Source organism: Amycolatopsis sp. NPDC051045 (assembly GCF_040682955.1).
Classification (GTDB): domain Bacteria; phylum Actinomycetota; class Actinomycetes; order Mycobacteriales; family Pseudonocardiaceae; genus Amycolatopsis.
Window position 1 is genome coordinate 14,024 of the sequence record NZ_JBFBCC010000001.1, and the last position, 16,471, is coordinate 30,494.

The 16,471-nt window shown below is 72.5% G+C and carries 13 protein-coding genes; 4 read left to right on the forward strand and 9 right to left on the reverse strand.

Features of this window, described 5'->3' with window-relative positions:
- Positions 1-146: 146 nt before the first annotated feature.
- From AB0M80_RS00055 to lysX, 3 genes are all read right to left on the reverse strand, one after another.
- Entirely contained in the window at positions 147-737 is a 591-nt protein-coding gene (locus AB0M80_RS00055; RefSeq protein ID WP_364556602.1) for a DinB family protein, read from the reverse strand.
- Positions 738-809: 72 nt separating this feature from the next.
- The gene (locus AB0M80_RS00060) at positions 810-1,376 is read right to left on the reverse strand and encodes a hypothetical protein (RefSeq protein WP_364556604.1); all 567 of its coding nucleotides are present in this window, start codon (positions 1,374-1,376) and stop codon (positions 810-812) included.
- Between the two features lie 63 nt (positions 1,377-1,439).
- Positions 1,440-4,763, reverse strand: a complete 3,324-nt coding sequence (gene lysX / locus AB0M80_RS00065) for a bifunctional lysylphosphatidylglycerol synthetase/lysine--tRNA ligase LysX (RefSeq protein WP_364556607.1) — start codon at positions 4,761-4,763, stop codon at positions 1,440-1,442.
- A gap of 238 nt (positions 4,764-5,001) precedes the next feature.
- Between lysX and panB the strand changes: the two genes are divergently transcribed.
- Positions 5,002-5,883, forward strand: coding sequence for a 3-methyl-2-oxobutanoate hydroxymethyltransferase (gene panB, locus AB0M80_RS00070; RefSeq protein ID WP_364556609.1), 882 nt, complete (start codon positions 5,002-5,004; stop codon positions 5,881-5,883).
- On the opposite strand, the gene AB0M80_RS00075 is transcribed toward panB, so the two are convergent.
- Both AB0M80_RS00075 and AB0M80_RS00080 read right to left on the reverse strand, forming a co-directional pair.
- Positions 5,880-6,749 (reverse strand): cytochrome c oxidase assembly protein, encoded by an 870-nt coding sequence (locus tag AB0M80_RS00075; protein ID WP_364556611.1) that lies wholly within the window; start codon positions 6,747-6,749, stop codon positions 5,880-5,882. The two genes, panB and AB0M80_RS00075, sit on opposite strands and share 4 nt — an antisense overlap.
- A 1-nt stretch (position 6,750) precedes the next feature.
- Positions 6,751-7,677, reverse strand: coding sequence for an undecaprenyl-diphosphate phosphatase (locus AB0M80_RS00080; RefSeq protein WP_364556613.1), 927 nt, complete (start codon positions 7,675-7,677; stop codon positions 6,751-6,753).
- 447 nt (positions 7,678-8,124) lie between these two features.
- On the opposite strand from AB0M80_RS00080, the gene pip reads away from it, so the two are divergent.
- The gene (pip, locus tag AB0M80_RS00085) at positions 8,125-9,069 is read left to right on the forward strand and encodes a prolyl aminopeptidase (RefSeq protein ID WP_364556615.1); all 945 of its coding nucleotides are present in this window, start codon (positions 8,125-8,127) and stop codon (positions 9,067-9,069) included.
- A 51-nt stretch (positions 9,070-9,120) separates the two neighbouring features.
- Here pip and AB0M80_RS00090 read toward each other — a convergent pair whose 3' ends face one another.
- Positions 9,121-10,572, reverse strand: a complete 1,452-nt coding sequence (locus AB0M80_RS00090) for a PucR family transcriptional regulator (protein ID WP_364556618.1) — start codon at positions 10,570-10,572, stop codon at positions 9,121-9,123.
- Positions 10,573-10,678: 106 nt separating this feature from the next.
- Here AB0M80_RS00090 and gabT point away from each other — a divergent pair, with 106 nt between their 5' ends.
- Together gabT and AB0M80_RS00100 are read left to right on the forward strand one after the other, a co-directional pair.
- Positions 10,679-12,034, forward strand: a complete 1,356-nt coding sequence (gene gabT, locus AB0M80_RS00095) for a 4-aminobutyrate--2-oxoglutarate transaminase (protein WP_364556621.1) — start codon at positions 10,679-10,681, stop codon at positions 12,032-12,034.
- Positions 12,031-13,458, forward strand: coding sequence for an aldehyde dehydrogenase family protein (locus AB0M80_RS00100; protein WP_364556624.1), 1,428 nt, complete (start codon positions 12,031-12,033; stop codon positions 13,456-13,458). The genes gabT and AB0M80_RS00100 overlap by 4 nt, the downstream gene beginning before the upstream one ends.
- Here the strand turns inward: AB0M80_RS00100 and AB0M80_RS00105 are convergent.
- The 3 genes from AB0M80_RS00105 to AB0M80_RS00115 are packed head-to-tail and all read right to left on the reverse strand — an operon-like array spanning position 13,455 to position 16,467.
- Positions 13,455-14,117: a response regulator transcription factor gene (locus AB0M80_RS00105; protein ID WP_364556626.1), complete on the reverse strand. Its 663-nt coding sequence runs from the start codon at positions 14,115-14,117 to the stop codon at positions 13,455-13,457. The genes AB0M80_RS00100 and AB0M80_RS00105 overlap by 4 nt on opposite strands.
- Positions 14,114-15,265: a histidine kinase gene (locus tag AB0M80_RS00110; RefSeq protein ID WP_364556629.1), complete on the reverse strand. Its 1,152-nt coding sequence runs from the start codon at positions 15,263-15,265 to the stop codon at positions 14,114-14,116. The genes AB0M80_RS00105 and AB0M80_RS00110 overlap by 4 nt, the downstream gene beginning before the upstream one ends.
- Before the next feature lie 44 nt (positions 15,266-15,309).
- On the reverse strand, positions 15,310-16,467 hold the full coding sequence (locus AB0M80_RS00115) for a serine hydrolase domain-containing protein (RefSeq protein ID WP_364556631.1): 1,158 nt from the start codon (positions 16,465-16,467) through the stop codon (positions 15,310-15,312).
- Between the last annotated feature and the right edge of the window lie 4 nt (positions 16,468-16,471).

Here is a 16,471-nt window from a genome sequence, read left to right on the forward strand (position 1 = left end):
GGTCGACTCGCGTGATTTGGAGGGTCGACTCGCGTACCTGGAGGGTCGACTCGCGTACCTGGAGGGTCGACTCGCGTGATTTGGAGGGTCGACTCGCGTACCTGGACGGTCGGCTCGCGGCGGGAGGCGGCCGCGAGCCGAGCCGGTCAGGCCGGCTGGGACTCCGGGGCCCAGGGCTGGATCCACGGGGACTCCGGCCAGCCCTCGGCCGCCGCCATCAGCGGCATCGCCGTGCCGCCGTCGATGTGCTCGCGGATGATGTCCGCGTGGCCCGCGTGGCGGGCCGTCTCCTGGATCAGGTGCAGCAGGACCCAGCGGACCGACCACGCCTCGACGTCCCGCGGGAACCACGGCACGCCCTTGGGCACCGGGACCGCCTGGCCGAGGTCTTCGATGCCCGCGATGACCTCCACCGTGCGGGCGGCCACCTCGTCGTAGCGGGCCAGCGTGCCCTCCAGGGTCTCGTCCGGGCCCAGGCGGTGCGCTGCCTCGTACTCCGCCACCGCCTCGCCGAACGGCTTCTGCGGCACCTGCAGCACCGTGTCGATCCAGCTGTCCTCGGTGGTCGCGACGTGCTTGATCAGCCCGCCCACCGACAGCGAGCTCTTCGTCGAGGTGAGTCTCGCCTGGTCGTCGGTCAGGCCGTGGGCGGCCAGCTTGAGCACGTACCGCTGCTGCTCCAGGAAGCTCAGCAGCCCGTCACGCTCGTCGGCCACCGGGCGCACGTTTCCCGCCATTGTCGATCCTTCCGCCTAGGGACACTGCGGCGATCGTGCCACCCACCACCGACACTCCGGGCGGCAATTCCGCTATCGGTGAGCGTGCCGCGGGGCGGGCTTGACGAAGGCGTACACCCCGCCGACGCCGTACAGGGCGGCACGCACCACGAGCTGGGCCCGCGTGAAGACACCCTCGAAGGAGCCCAGCTGCCGGGCGAGCACGACGGCCAGCCAGGTGGCCATCACCAGCACCAGGCCGATGACCGCGAGCCCGCGCCAGCCCGGTGGCCACCACAGGATCAGGCTGATCACCCCGACCACCAGGACGACGCTGAGCAGCGACGACAGCACGTCGCTGTGCTCGGGGTAGGCGGCCTGCAGCAGCACGAGCAGGCCGAACGCGCTCACCGAGATCGAACTGAGCCGCGCCGACCACTGGACCGGTCCGAGCCGGTGCAGCGGCGGCCCGGCGAGCAGGAACCCGACGCCCGACACGGCGAGGAGGACCCGGAACACCGGCGGCCCGGCGAGCAGCGCCTCGGCCGGGTCCCGCACCGGGGACACCCCGGTGGGCAGGAAGAACTCCAGCAGCCAGCCCGAATACGCCAGGACAGCCATCCCCATCAGGAGGGCCGAGGCGATCCGAGCCGTGCGCACGAGGCAGAGCGTAAGCGACCGGCCGCCTCAAGGCCCGTCGCCGTGAGCAGGTCCACCGAGTCGTTATGCCTGCGGCCGGACGAAGGGGAACAGGACCGTCTGGCGGATCGAGGCCCCGGTGAGCATCATGAGCAGCCGATCGACGCCCAAACCGAGCCCGCCGGTCGGCGGCATGCCGTGCTCCAGGGCGAGCAGGAAGTCCTCGTCCAGCTCCATCGCCTCGACGTCACCGCTCGCCGCGCGCAGCGACTGCCCTTCCAGCCGCCGCCGCTGCTCGATCGGGTCGGTGAGCTCGGTGTAGGCGGTGCCGACCTCGGAGCCGAACGCGATGAGGTCCCAGCGCTCGGCCAGCAGCGGGTCCACGCGGTGCCGGCGGGTCAGCGGCGAGACGTCGGTCGGGTAGTCGGTGTAGAAGGTCGGCAGCACGGTCGCGCCCTCGACGAGGTGCTCGAACGCCTTGAGCACGAGATCGCCGTGGCTCGGGTCCTCCCCCACCGGCACTCCCGCGGCGACGCACAGGCGGCGCAGCTCGGCCACCGGCGTCCCCGAGCCGACCTCCTCGCCGAAGACCGCCGAAACGGCTTCGTGCACCGGGATCACCGGCCAGTCGCCGGAGATGTCGTACTCGGCGACCTTCCCGTCGGCGTCGGGCCTCCGGACGACCTGGGCGCCGTACGCCGCCTCGGCCGCGTGCTGGACGAGTTCGCGGGTCAGCGTCCGCATCGTGTCGTAGTCCGCGTACGCCTGGTACGCCTCGAGCATCGTGAATTCGGGGTTGTGGGTCGCGTCGACGCCTTCGTTGCGGAAGTTGCGGTTGAGCTCGAAGACGCGCTCGACACCGGCGACGCACAGCCGCTTCAGGTACAGCTCGGGCGCGATCCGCAGGTACATCCGCATGTCGTAGGCGTTGATGTGGGTGACGAACGGGCGGGCGTTGGCGCCGCCGTGCACCCTCTGCAGCATCGGCGTCTCGACCTCGAGGTAGTCGGCGTGGTGCAGCCGGTCGCGCACCGCGCGGACCACGGTGGACCGCAGTCGCAGCATGTTCGTCGAGTCCGGGTTGACGGCCAGGTCGAGGTAGCGCTGCCGGACCCGCGTCTCGGGGTCGGTGAGGCCCTTCCGCTTGTCGGGCAGGGGGTGCAGGCACTTCGCGGTGACCGTCCACTCGTCGACGAGCACCGAGAGCTCGCCCCGCTTCGACGTCACGACCTGGCCGCTGACCCCCACGTGGTCGCCGAGGTCGACGCCGGTCCGCCAGCCGGTGAGGTCCAGCTCGCCGGCCTCGAGCATCAGCTGGATCTCGCCGCTGAAGTCCTTGACGCGGGCGAAGCACAGGCCGCCGAGGATGCGCATCGCCAGCACGCGCCCGGCGATCCGGACCCGGTGCCCGGTCGTGGTGTCCGGCTCCAAGCCGGTGAACTTCCGGACGACGTCCCCGATGTGGTCGTCGCGCCGGAACCCGACCGGGTACGGGTCGATCCCCGCCTCGCGCAGCTTGTCGAGCTTGGCCATGCGGACGCGGACCTGGTCGGGCCGCCGCACGGCCTTCGGCACCGGCGTCGCCGCCGACTCCTCGATCTCCCGGACGCGCGCGACGAAGCCGTCGCCGACCGTCTCCAGCCGCAGCGAACGCGACCGTCCGGTCGGGACGAACCCTTCGAGCGCGCCCGCGACGATGCCGACGCGCGGCAGCCGGCGCGCCGAGGAGTAGCAGAGGAACCGCGGCTCCCAGTCCGGCCCGTACTTGGCGTTGGACCGGTACAGCGACTCCAGCTGGAAGAACCGCGAGAACACGCTCAGGATCCCGCGCCAAGCACGCAGCACCGGGCCGGCGCCGATCCGCTCGCCCTCGGAGAACACCGCGCGGAACATCGCGAAGTTGAGCGAGATTCGCTGCGCGCCGAGGTGCTGCGCGGCCGCGACGACCTCGGCGATCATGTACTCGTTGAGGCCGTTCTCGGCGTCGCGGTCACGGCGCATGAGGTCCAGCGAAAGCCCGCGCCGCCCCCACGGGACGAACGACAGCAGCCCGCGCAGCTCGCCGTGGGCGTCGTACGCCTCGACCATCACGCTGCGGGCGTCGCTGGGGTCGCCGAGCCGGCCCAGCGCCATCGAGAACCCGCGTTCGGTCTCGGCGCCGCGCCAGGCCTGCGCCCGCGCGAGCAGCTCGGTCATCTCGACGTCGGGGATCTCGCCGTGGCGGCGGACCCGCGAGGTGTACCCGGCGCGCTGGATGCGCTTGACGGCCTGGCGCACCGAGCGCCGCTCCGGGCCGGCCAGGCTGAACTCGCGGACGTCGAGCACCGCTTCGTCGCCGATCTCCAGCGCACGCAGGCCCGCCCCGGTGTACGCCTTCGCGCCGCGTTCGCTCGCCCCGAGCACGCCCGGGGTCCAGCCGTACGTGCGCGTCTCGTCGAGCCACGCGCGGACCGCGTCGGGCCACGCCTCCGGGTCGCCGACCGGGTCGGCACTGGCGACGCTGGTGCCGCCGAGGACGCGGTAGGTCACCGCCGCACGGCCGTTCGGCGCGAAGACGACGCTCTTGTCGCGCCGGGTGGCGAAGTAGCCGAGGGAGTCGTCTTCGCCGTGTTCGGCGAGCAGCTGACGCAGGCGGAGCTCGTCTTCGTCCGTCCGCAGGCCCCGGCTGCGCACGCCGCGGAAGAGCAGGTACAGCGCCGCGGTGGCGACCGCGGTCGCGCTGAGGTCGAGGAGCACGTCCAGCCAGGCGGGTCCCTCGCCGACGCCGATCCGGCGCAGCTGCAGGTTCTCGCCGGTGGCGTGGTTGACGACCCAGGCGAAGCGCTCCCACGCGTCACCGAGGTGGCCGGGGAACGCCTCCGTCAGCGCCCAGCCGACCAGGATGACCACGGCGATCCCGCCGAACAGCATGCTCAGGCCGTCGCGCCAGGCGCTCGGCGCGAGCCGGGCCGGGAACGCCGGGCGCAGTGCGAGCAGCAACACGATCAGCCCGATGGAGATGATGTCGGCGACGGTCAGCACCCACAGCTGCGCGGGGATGTGGCGGACCTGCTTCGGGCCGAGCGTCAGCAGTTCGGGTGACCACAGCAGCGTCGCCTGCAGGCCAAGGGTGAGCAGCAGCCCGCCGACCTGGAACAGCACCAGCGTGTAGAGCGCCGCCTTCTTGCGGCGGCGCAGGGCGCCCCCGAGGACCACCAGGAGCAGCACCATGATCAGGCTCTCGCTGGTCGGCACGCTGAGGGCGGAGAACCCCATGTCGATGCCGTTGAGGAAGCGGCCGTGCGGGCCGTCGGTGAACAGCAGGATCACCGAGAACACGGCGGCCAGCTGGACCACGGTCGCGATGATGCCGCCCGCCTTCGCCTGCCAGGCGGGAATGCGCGGACGCGAGCTCGCGGGGTTTCCCATCGTTGGTTTCGTCGCCTTTCGCGGCCGATCGGTGGTCATGCCCTCTTCTTGACGTAAGTGAACCCAGGTTGGTTGTCCCCGGACATCAACCTGGAGGCTGACGGCTCGTGGTCCCCGGGGGTGTGAAGCTTGTCGCACGTGGTTGGGGGCGGTCCGGGGGCGTGTCACGCTTTGGGACACCCCTGCTCCACGACCCGGGGACCTCACCGAGGCCTCGAGGGAAGGACGGTCGACGACGATGTCCACTGCCACCGCGAACGGGCCTGAGGAAACCGCCCCCTACGGCACCGGATCCGCCGCTCCCGCGGCCCCGGCCCCGGGCCGGAAGGTCCGCGTCCACCACCTGCGCGAGCTCAAGGAACGCGGCGAGCCGTGGCCCATGCTCACCGCGTACGACATGTACACCGCCGCGCTGTTCGACGAGGCGGGGATCCCCGTGCTGCTCGTCGGCGACTCCGCGGCCAACAACGTCTTCGGCTACGACACCTCGCTGCCGGTGACGGTCGACGAGCTGCTGCCGCTGGTCCGGGCGGTCACCCGGTCGGTCAAGCGGGCCCTCGTGGTCGCCGACCTGCCGTTCGGCTCCTACCAGCTCTCGCCGCAGCAGGCGCTGGAGACGTCGGTGCGGTTCATGAAGGAAGGCCGGGCGCACGCCGTGAAGCTCGAGGGCGGCCGCCGGTTCGCCGCGCACGTCGAGGCGCTGACGTCGGCGGGCGTGCCGGTGATGGGTCACATCGGATTCACCCCGCAGAGTGAACACAACCTCGGTGGCTACCGGGTGCAGGGGCGCGGCGAAGCGGCGGACGTGCTGCTCGCCGACGCGCTGGCCCTGCAGGAAGCCGGCGCGTTCGCGGTCGTGATGGAGATGGTGCCCGCCGAAGCCGCGAAGCGCGTCACGGCGGAGCTGAAGATCCCGACGGTCGGCATCGGCGCGGGCCCGGACTGCGACGCGCAGGTGCTCGTCTGGCAGGACATGGCCGGGCTGCGGCGCGGCAAGGCACCACGGTTCGTCAAGCGCTACGCCGACGTCGCGACGGTGCTGCAGAACGCGGCGACGGCGTTCGCGGAGGACGTCCGCCGCGGCGAATTCCCGGCGCCGGAGCACGCGTTCCACGACTAACCCCGGCCCTTGAACCGGTCCGAAAGGGCCGGGTCGTTCTCCCACCAAAGTCCCGACGTCGATGCGGCGCCCGAGGCGGCTTCCTCGTCCAACTGGACGTCGATCTGCTTCGCGCGCCGCTCGTCGTCGCGGGCCCAGCGGACGAACAACGCCACCACGAACGGCAGGCCCGCGACGTCGCCGCCGATCCACAGCACGCCCGCACCGATGATCTGGTCCGTGCGGGGATCCGGCCCCCGGCCCGGGTGGGCGGCCGCGTAGTACGCCGGGGCGAGCAGCGGGCCGAGCCACAGCACCAGCCCGAGCGCCCCGTCGAAGATCACCTCGGTGAACGCGATCCACACCGACACCAGGTGCGGGTCCTCCCGCGGCGTCGGGTCGAGGCCGAGCCGGGTCCAGAAGTACGTGAAGCCGGCGGCCACGAGCACCACGCGGACCAGCCCGTCGGCCACCGGCGACCGCAGCACGAGGTCGTAGAGCGGAGTCAGGTAGAGCACCAGCACCGGCACGACCAGCGCCAGCGTGACGACCGGCGGGAACGTCAGCGCGCGGGCCAGCGGGCCGCGGCCGTGCCGCCGCAGCCACCGGGCCGGGACGGTGTCCAGCAGGAGCCGGAGGGGGGCGCCGAGAGCCAGCAGCAGGGGCGTGACCATCAGCAGCGTGGTGGTCTGGACCGCGCGGACCCAGAAGAAGGTCGTGTCGTAGACCGCCAGCGCCGAACAGGTGACGACCAGGATCGTCGCGAGCCCGGCGAGGAACGCCGTCGTGCGGCCCGGCGGCCAGTCGCGGCGGCGCGCCGCGCGGATGTAAAGCGTGCCCAGGACGAGCACGCAGAAGACCGCCGGGGCGTCGAAGGTCAACGGCACGTCAGACCGCGAAGAAGAGCAGGCTGCCGATTCCGGCGAGCACGCAGTAAATGGCGAACGGCGTCAAAGTGCGCGTTTCGAAGTATCCGGTCAGGAACCGGACAGAAATGTACGAAGCGATCCCGGCGACGACGCTGCCGGCGAGCGCGGGGCCGAGCGAGGCGTGGTTCTCCGGGGCGAACAGCGTGGGCATCTTCAGCACGCCGGCGGCGAGGATCACCGGCGTGGCGAGCAGGAACGCGAACCGCGCGGCGTCTTCGTGGCCGAGCCCGCGGCGCAACCCGGCGACCATCGTGATGCCCGAGCGGCTGATGCCCGGCAGCAGCGCGAGGATCTGTGCGGCGCCGATGAGAACCGCCTCGCCGACCCGCAGCTTCGCCAGCCGGACATCGGTCGCTTCCTCGGTCGAGACGGCCCGCATGACCAGCGTCTCCTCGGCCGAGAAGTCCACAGTGTCCGCTTCGGCGTCCGGCCGCCGGCGGGAGAACTTCTCGGCGGCGTAAAGGACACCGCCGTTGAGCGCGAGGAAGATGGCCGACGGCACCGGCTTGCCGAGGAAGTCGCGCAGCAGGCCTTCGAGCAGCAGGCCGGCCAGCCCGACCGGGATCGTGGCGAGCACGAGCAGCCACGCGAGCCGCTGGTCGGGAGTGCGGACCTCGCGGTGGCGGAGCGACGTCCACAGGCCGCCGATGATCCGCACCCAGTCCTTGCGGAAGAACAGCACGAGCGCCAGCGCGGTGGCGACGTGCATCGCGACGAGCACCGCGAGGTACGGCGAATCCTTGCCGATGCTCAGGTCCCGTTGCCACTGCCCGCCGAGCCAGGCGGGCAGCAGGATGCTGTGGCCGAGACTGGACACCGGAAACAATTCCGACACCCCCTGCAAGGCGCCGACGACAATCGCCTCGAGATAGGACACCGTGGACATTCCGCGCCTTTCCGTGCCACTTTTCGAAACCCCGACACCGGAACGTACCTACCTATTCGTTAACCCCGGGCAAGGGGCATGGCCGCGCTCAGCGTCCCCTCAGCCTGCGTTCACGTATATGAACTTCAGTCATGTTCTTGACTGACGTTCGGGCCTTGGCTTAGCGTTTAGCCCGTCGCCGCCACGACGAACATTCGAACCTCGACGAGGAGGACGGAAATGCGTGTGCGGATCACCGGCCGTCGTGCTCACACCGACGGCGTCGCCTCCTCGAACCCGGCTGTCACCCCCGCTTCTGGCGGCTGACACCACGGACGGGAGCCCGCTCAGCCCGGCGGCGGGGGCGGGCTCCCACCTTTCTTGGCCGCCGTTCCGGCCCTGGCGGCGGGGCGTCGGAACGGCGGCCAGGACCACGGCGGCCAAGATCGATCGGGCAGAGTGTCGGGCATGGACGAGCTCTACCCGCCGATCGCCGCGCGCGCCGAAGGGTTCCTGGACGTGGGTGACGGGCACCGGATCCGGTGCCAGGAGGCGGGCAACCCGGCCGGGAAGCCGGTCGTGGTGCTGCACGGCGGTCCCGGCAGCGGGCTCGCCCCGATGGCCCGGCGGCACTTCGACCCCGAGGCCTACCGGATCGTCCTGTTCGACCAGCGCGGGTCGGGGCAATCCACGCCCGGCGCCGGCGACCTCACCGCCAACACCCTGTGGCACCTGGTCGCGGACATGGAACTGCTGCGCGAACGGCTCGGCATCGAGCGCTGGCAGCTCTTCGGCGGCTCCTGGGGCGCGACCCTCGCTCTCGCCTACGCCGAGACCCACCCTTCGCGCGTCAGCGAAATCATCCTGCGCGGGGTGTTCACCGTGCGGCAGAGCGAACTCGACTGGATGTACCGGGGCGGCGCGGCGCACCTGTTCCCCCGCGAGTGGGAAGCCTTCCTCGCGCCCGTTCCGGCCGCTCTGCAGGACGACCCGCTGGCCGCGTACGCCGGGTTGCTCGACGACCCGGCCGAGGAGATCCGCCACCGCGCGGCGGTCGCGTGGAGCACCTGGGAAGGCGCGACGGTTTCGGTGCGGCCGCAGGAGGCGTTCGTCCGCCAGTACGCCGACCCGGCGTTCGCGCTGACCTTCGCCCGGCTCGCCGTCCACTACTTCACGCACGGCGCGTGGCTCGAGGACGGGCAGCTGATCCGCGACGCGGGCAAGCTCGCGGGGATCCCCGGCGTGATCGTGCAGGGCCGGTACGACACGGTGTGCCCGCCGATCACGGCGTACGAGCTGCACCAGGCGTGGCCCGGCTCGGAGCTGAAGGTGCTGGAAGGCGCCGGGCACGCGGTGACCGACCCGGGCGTGCTCGCCGCGTTGCGCGCGGCGACGGACTCGTTCCGGCCCTGAAGCCGGCCGCCCGAAGCCGTGTCGCTGCGCCAGGTACACGGTGCCGGCGCTTCAAGCCTGCAGCGCCACCCAAAGTTCCGCACGTACTCCCGGTGAATCCAGGTCGCGGCCCAGCAGTTCCTGCACCTTGGTGATCCGGTTCCGCAGCGTGTGCCGGTGAACGCCGAGGCGCGCGGCTGCCACGTCCCAGTGGCCGTGGTGCTCCAGCCAGCAGCGCAGCGACGCCACCAGGTCGCCGCGGCCCGTTTCGTCGTGGCGGCGCAGCGGGGCCAGCAAACCGTGGGCGAACGCCTGCGCCACCGTCGGATCGATGAGGGACAGCAGGCCCCGGCCGGTGTGCTCGGCCGCCGAGATGAGGATCTTGTCCTCGGCCTCCGCGGCGCGGGCCGCCAGCTCCGCCTGCTCCAGCCCGGCCGCGAAGTCTTCGGCCGGGACCGGCCCGGCGACCCCGCCGTGCAGGCCACCGATCCGCAACGCCGCCTCGGCCACCGTGTCGACCACCGCGCCCCCGCCGAACGCCACGACCGACGAGCCGGAGCGCGCCGCGAAGACCTCCCCGTCCAGCGCTTCGAGCAGCTTTCGCCGAGCCGCGGGTGGCCCGAGGAACACCAGCACCGACCACGGCGCTCGCGGCGGCTCGCCACCCGTGGTCTCCAGCACCCGCAACGCCAGCTCGGCCTGGCCGCCGGACAGGAGCTCCAGCAGCCCGGTCCGCAACGCCTGCCGGGCCGCCGCCTGGGCACGATCCTGTTCCAGCGCCAGGGAAAGCACCGACACCGCGGTGTTGACGATGTGCCGTCCGGCGGTGTCGAGCGGCGTGCCGGTGCCGACCGCGAGCACGCGCCGCGCGGCGGTGTCCAAGGTCTGCAGCACGACCTCGTGGCCGTCGAGCGCGAAAACCCGCGTGCCGGTGCGAAGCCGCTCCAGCTCTTCGCGCAGCAACGTGCCGTACTCGCGTGCGCCGGCCGGAGCCGCTTCGGCGACGGTGGTGCGTTCGAACAGCAGCACCCAGCCGTCGACCAGCTTCGCCAGCTTCCGCAGCACCCCGGCCGGGCCGCCCTTGCCGACCGCCGTGCGGGTCAGTTCCTGCTGGGCGCGGCCGATGCGGACCGTCGTCGCGTACTCGTCGGCCGCCACCGCCCGCGAGACCGCGCGGGTGATCGCGATGAACGGCGTCTCACGAGCCACCTCCAGGACCGGCAGTCCCACTTCGGCCGCGGTCGCCACGAGCGAGCGCGGAACGGACTCGTGGCTCAGCCCGACGCCGAAGCCGAGCCCGGCGACCCCGGCGGCCACCAGCCGGCGCACGTAAGCCGGTGCCGTGTCTTCGGCCAGGGCCAGGCCGGTGGTGAGCAGCAGCTCGCCGCCTTCGAGGAAGGCCTGCGGGTCGGTCAGTTCCGTCGGGTGCACCCAGCCGATGGGGCGGTCCAGCCCGTCTTCGCCGGTCAGCACCCGCAGCCCGAGCGGGCGGTCGGCGGCCAGTCCGGCCAGCGTGAGTGCCATAACGGCCAATTCTACGCGCCAACTTCGCCGGAAAGGCCAGCTGACGGTGGTGGTCGCGGGACTCATCCTGAGGACGTCCGCCCACCCGCGTCCGCAGGAGCACGCCGTGACCGCAAGCACCACCGCCGACCCGCAGGCCCCGGCGCCCCGGCAGCGCAGGCTGCAGACCGAAATCCCCGGCCCCCTCTCGCGCGAACTTCAGGAGCGGCGCGCCAACGCCGTCGCCGCCGGCGTCAGTTCGGTGCTGCCCGTCTACGTCACCTCCGCCAGCGGCGGCCTGCTCACCGACGCCGACGGCAACGTGCTGATCGACTTCGGCTCCGGCATCGCAGTGACCAACGTCGGGCACTCGGCGCCGGCGGTCGTGGACCGCGTCCGCAAGCAGGCCTGCTGGTTCACCCACACCTGTTTCATGGTCACGCCGTACGAGGGGTACGTCGAGGTCTGCGAAGCGCTCGCCGAACTGACGCCGGGCGACCACGCGAAGAAGTCGGTGCTGTTCAACTCCGGCGCCGAAGCGGTCGAAAACGCCGTCAAGATCGCGCGGGTGGCGACCGGGCGCCAAGCCGTCGTCGTGTTCGACCACGCCTACCACGGGCGCACCAACCTGACGATGGGCATGACCGCGAAGTCCGTGCCCTACAAGCACGGCTTCGGCCCGTTCGCACCGGAGGTCTACCGCGTGCCGGGCTCGTACCCGTTCCGCGACGGCCTGTCCGGCCCCGAGGCGGCCGCGCTGGCCATCGACCGGATCGAGAAGCAGATCGGCGGCGACCAGGTCGCGGCGGTCGTGCTCGAGCCGATCCAGGGCGAGGGCGGGTTCATCGAGCCCGCGCCCGGTTTCCTGCCCGCCATCGCGGCTTGGTGCCGCGAAAACGGCGTCGTGTACGTCGCCGACGAGGTCCAGACGGGCTTCTGCCGCACCGGTTCCTGGTTCGCGTCCACCGACGAGGACGTGGTGCCGGACCTGATCGCGACGGCCAAGGGCATCGCGGGCGGCCTGCCGCTGTCCGCCGTCACCGGCCGCGCGGAACTGCTCGACGCCGTCCCGCCGGGTGGCCTCGGCGGCACGTACGGCGGCAACCCGATCGCCTGCGCCGCGGCGCTCGGTTCGATCGAGACGATGAAGAGCGAGGACCTCGCCGCGTCGGCCAAGCGCATCGAAGGCGTCGTGCTGCCGCGGCTGCGGGCGCTGGCGGCCGAGACCGGCGTCATCGGCGACATCCGCGGGCGCGGCGCGATGCTGGCCGCGGAGTTCGTGCGGCCCGGTTCCACCGAGCCCGACGCCGACCTGACCAAGCGCGTCGCAGCCGCGTGCCACCGCGCCGGGGTCGTGGTGCTGACCTGCGGCACCTACGGCAACGTCGTCCGGCTGCTGCCGCCGCTGTCACTGCCCAACGACCTGCTCGACGAGGGCCTGGCGGTCCTCGAGCACGCTGTCCGGACGGAGGCCCGCGCATGACGTTCCCGTTCTGGGTCGCCGGGAAGCCGGTGACCGCCGGGGCGACGGCCGTCGTCCACCATCCGTTCGACGGTTCTTCCGCCGGATCCCATTTCGTGCCCTCCCCCGCGGACGTCGAAGCCGCGGTGCAGGCCGCGCACGACGTCGCCGACGAGTTCGCGACGCTGCCCGCGCACGTCCGCGCCGGGGCGTTGGACCACGTGTCCCGGTCCTTGGGCGAGCGGTCCGAAGAGCTCGCCGCGCTCATCACGGCGGAGTCGGGCAAGCCGCTGAAGTGGGCGCGCGGTGAGGTCGGACGCGCGGTGTCGACGTTCCGCTGGGCCGCCGAGGAAGCCCGGCGCTTTTCGGGCGAGCTGCAGCGGCTCGACACCGACCCGGGCGGCACCGGCCGGCTCGCGCTGGTGCGGCGCGTGCCGCGCGGGCCGGTGCTGGGCATCACGCCGTTCAACTTCCCGCTGAACCTGGCGGCGCACAAGGTGGCCCCGGCGATCGCGGTCGGCGCGCCGATCGTGCTCAAGCCCGCACCGGCCACGCCGCTGACGGCGTTGCTGCTCGGCGAGATCCTGGCGGCGGCGGATCTGCCGGCGGGGTCGTGGTCGATCCTGCCGGTGGACAACGAAACGTCGTCGCGGCTGGTCGAGGACCCGCGGCTGCCGGTGGTGTCGTTCACCGGCTCGGTCCCGGTGGGCTGGGCCATCCGCGACCGCGTGCCGCGCAAGCACGTGGCGCTGGAACTGGGCGGCAACGGCGCGGTGCTCGTCTGTCCGGATTGGACCGACCTGGACTTCGCGGCGCAGCGGATCGCGACGTTCGCGATGTACCAGGCGGGCCAGTCGTGCATCTCGGTGCAGCGGGTGTACGCGCACGATTCCGTTTACGACGCGTTGGAAGAGAAAGTGCTTTCGCAGGTCCGCGCCCTGAAGACGGGCGACCCGCTCACCGACGGCGTGGACGTCGGCCCGCTGATCAGCCTGGACGCCGCTTCCCGGGTTTCGTCGTGGATTTCCTCGGCGGTGTCTGCCGGCGGCCGCCTGCTGACCGGCGGCGGACGGTCGGGCGCCACGGTCGAGCCGACGGTGCTGGCGGACGTCCCGGAGGACGCGGCGGTCATGGCCGAGGAGGTGTTCGGCCCGGTGGTCTCGCTGGTCCGGGTGGCCTCGGTGGCGGACGGGGTTTCGCGCATCAACGCGTCCCGCTTCGGGCTGCAGGCGGGGGTGTTCACGCGTGACGTCCCGACGGCGTTCGAGGTCTCGGCGGCGCTTCGCGTGGGTGGTGTGATCGTCGGCGATGTCCCGAGTTTCCGGGCCGATCAGATGCCGTACGGCGGGGTGAAGGACTCCGGAGTGGGCCGGGAGGGCCCGGCGGCGGCGATGGCGGACTTCACGGAGGAGCGGGTAACGGTCTTGACCGGCTTGACGCTCTAAGCACGGCCTGGGACGGCGAGGCCGGTTTCGTAGGCGACGATCACCGCCTGCACCCGGTCTCGCAGCCCGAGCTTGCTCAGCAGATTGCTCACGTGCGTCTTCACCGTGTGCTCGCTGACCACCAGCTCCGCGGCGATCTCGGCGTTCGAGAGCCCACGAGCGAGCATCGCCAGCGTCTGCCGCTCCCGCGCGGTCAGCTCCGCCAGCCGCTCCGGGGACGGGGACAGCGGCGTCGCCGGGCGGGCGGTGTACTGCGCGATCAGCCGCCGGGTCACCGACGGCGCCAGCAGCGCGTCGCCGGCCGCGACCACGCGGACCGCCTGCACGAGGTCGTCCCGCCGGACGTCCTTGAGCAGGAAGCCGCTCGCGCCGGCGCGCAAGGCCTCGTACACGTAGTCGTCCAGGTCGAACGTCGTCAGCATGAGCACCTGGCAGGGCGTCTCGGCGCAGACGATCTTCGCCGCCTCGATGCCGTCCATCCGGGGCATCCGGATGTCGAGCAGCAGCACGTCCGGCCGGTGCGCGCGGACCGCGTCGACGGCCTCGGCGCCGTCGCCCGCCTCGGCGACGACTTCGATGTCGGGCTGCGCGCCCAGTATCATCGCGAACCCGGCCCGGACCAGCTCCTGGTCGTCGGCGACGACCACGCGCACGGTCATGCCCGCACCCCGAACCGCACCCGGACGCGGAAACCCCGCCCGTCCGGCCGCGGACCGGCTGTCACTTCGCCGCCGCACGCCGTGGCGCGTTCGCGGATGCCGATCAGGCCGTGCCCGCCCGGGCCGGTGCCGCGCCCGCCGCGGCCGTCGTCGGTGATCTCGAGGGTCAAGGTGCCGTCCTGCCAGTCGAGGCGGACGCCCGCGTGCCGGGCCTCCGCGTGCTTGACGATGTTGGTGAGGGCTTCCTGCGTGATGCGGTAGGCGGCGACCTCGGCGTCCGGGGTGAGCTCGCCCGGCTCCCCGTGGACGGCGAACGCGATGTCCGTGCCCGCCCCGGACGCGCCTTCGACCAGGCGGGGCAGGTCGGCGAGGGTCGGCTGCGGGTCGTGCGGGCCGTCGTCGGTCTTGAGCACCGTGAGCATCCGGCGCAGCTGGGCCATCGCGTCCCGCCCGGACGACGCGATCGCGTCGAACGCCGCCTCCGCGCGGGCCGGATCACCGGGCAGCGCCACCGGGCCCGCTTCCGCCTGCACGACCATGAGGCTGACCGCGTGCGACAGGATGTCGTGCATGTCCCGGGCGATCCGGGCGCGTTCCCGGTCCGCCGCCCGCGCGGCTTCGGCGAGCCGCTCGCGGTCGAGCCACTCGGCCCGCTCGCGCAGGGCCTCGGCGTGCGCCCGGGACGTCACCGCGGCCCGGCCGATCGCGTAGGCGGCGACGAACAGGATCCCGCTGCGCAACGCGGTTTCCGACGACGCCGTCAGCAGGCTCCCGCCGACCGTGACCGCCAAGGCGGCGACCCGCGGCCACGGTGCCGAGCGCACGGCGACGGTGTAGAGCGCGATGAGCACGCCGTACCAGACGGGCTGGGCCGGGACGTTGCGGGCGAAGTCGTAGGCCCACGCGCCCAGCAGGCCGCACAGCAGCACCGCGACCGGGAACCGCCGCCGCCACAGCAGGCAGCCGGCCGCGGCCAGCACGACGACGACGCCCCAGGCGTGCCACGGCCCGCCGGCCGGGTTCGTGCGGGAGAAGAACGGCCACAGCCCGGCCACCGCCACCCCGGCCGCCAGCACGGCGTCGACACCCGCGGCGGGGAGCGCGCGCAGGCGGCGGCTCAGGGGTTCGAGAACCGGCGAGGCGGACACAGGACGTGATCCTGCCCCCTCCCCGGTTCCCGGCGCCCACCCGGTCATCCGCGCGCGGTCAGCGTCATCCCGGCCACCACGATCTTCTGCGTGACGGGAGTCGGGTTGTCGCCGTTCTTGGCGTCGTTGGCCGTCAGGCCGTAGACCAGCCGGCGTTGGCCGTCGCGCGTGCCGCCGAGACCGGCGAGGTAGCCGTACCAGCCGCCGCTCTTGCCCCAGACCTCGCCCACGCCCGGCAGCTCGAACCGCTGCAGCCCGATGCCGAAGCTCGCCGCCTTGCCGTTGACGTCCTTGACCGCCGGCACGGCGAACAGCTCCGGCTGGACCGGCGGCGGCAGCAGCTTCCCGCCCAGCAGTGCTTCGGTGAAGACGTCGAGGTCACGCGTCGTCGAGACGATGCTGCTGGAGGCCCAGCCGAACGACTGGTCCCAGCGCGTCACGTCCTGGAGCGAGCCGTCGGTCATGGTCTGGTAGCCGTGCACGTACGGGCCGTGGAGCGCGGGGTCGTGCCCGGGCGCGGTGGTGCCGGTCAGGTGCAGCGGGCGCACGATCCGGTCCCGGACCTGGCTTTCGTAGCTGCGCCCGGTGACCTTCTCGACGAGCATCCCGGCGACGACGTACCCGATGTTGCGGTAGTGCTGGGCCGAGCCGGGCTCGAACTCCTTCTGCCCCTGCGAGAAGGCCGCCGCCACGTAGCGCTCCGGCGTCCAGCGGTCGAAGCGGTGCGCCACCAGGTACTCGATGCTTTCGTCCTCCAGCACGGGGCTCGGCAGGCCGCTGGTGTAGTCCAGCAGCTGCCGGACGGTCACCGCGGGATACCCGGCCGGCAGCAGGCCCGGCAGGTATTCCTGCACGGTGCCGTCCAGGGCGATCCGCTGCTCGGCCACCAGCTGCAGCACGACGACGGCGGTGAACACCTTGGTGACGCTGCCGATCCGGAACCGCGCGTCCGGATTCACCGGCGCCCCGGTGCGGCGGTCGGCGACGCCGGCGGTGCCCGCCCAGCAGCCGTCCGGGCCGGTGGCGCGGATCAGCGCGGCGGTCACGTCGTCGTTCGGCAGGCCCTTGATCGCTTGCTCGAGAGCCGCGGTGTCCAAGGGTTTCTGCGCGATGCAGGCGTGGCCGGGCGTGGCGGCGAACGCCGGTGTGGCGGTGCCCGCCAGAGTGGCGGCGAGCAGGGCGGCGGCAACGAGCTTGATCATGGTG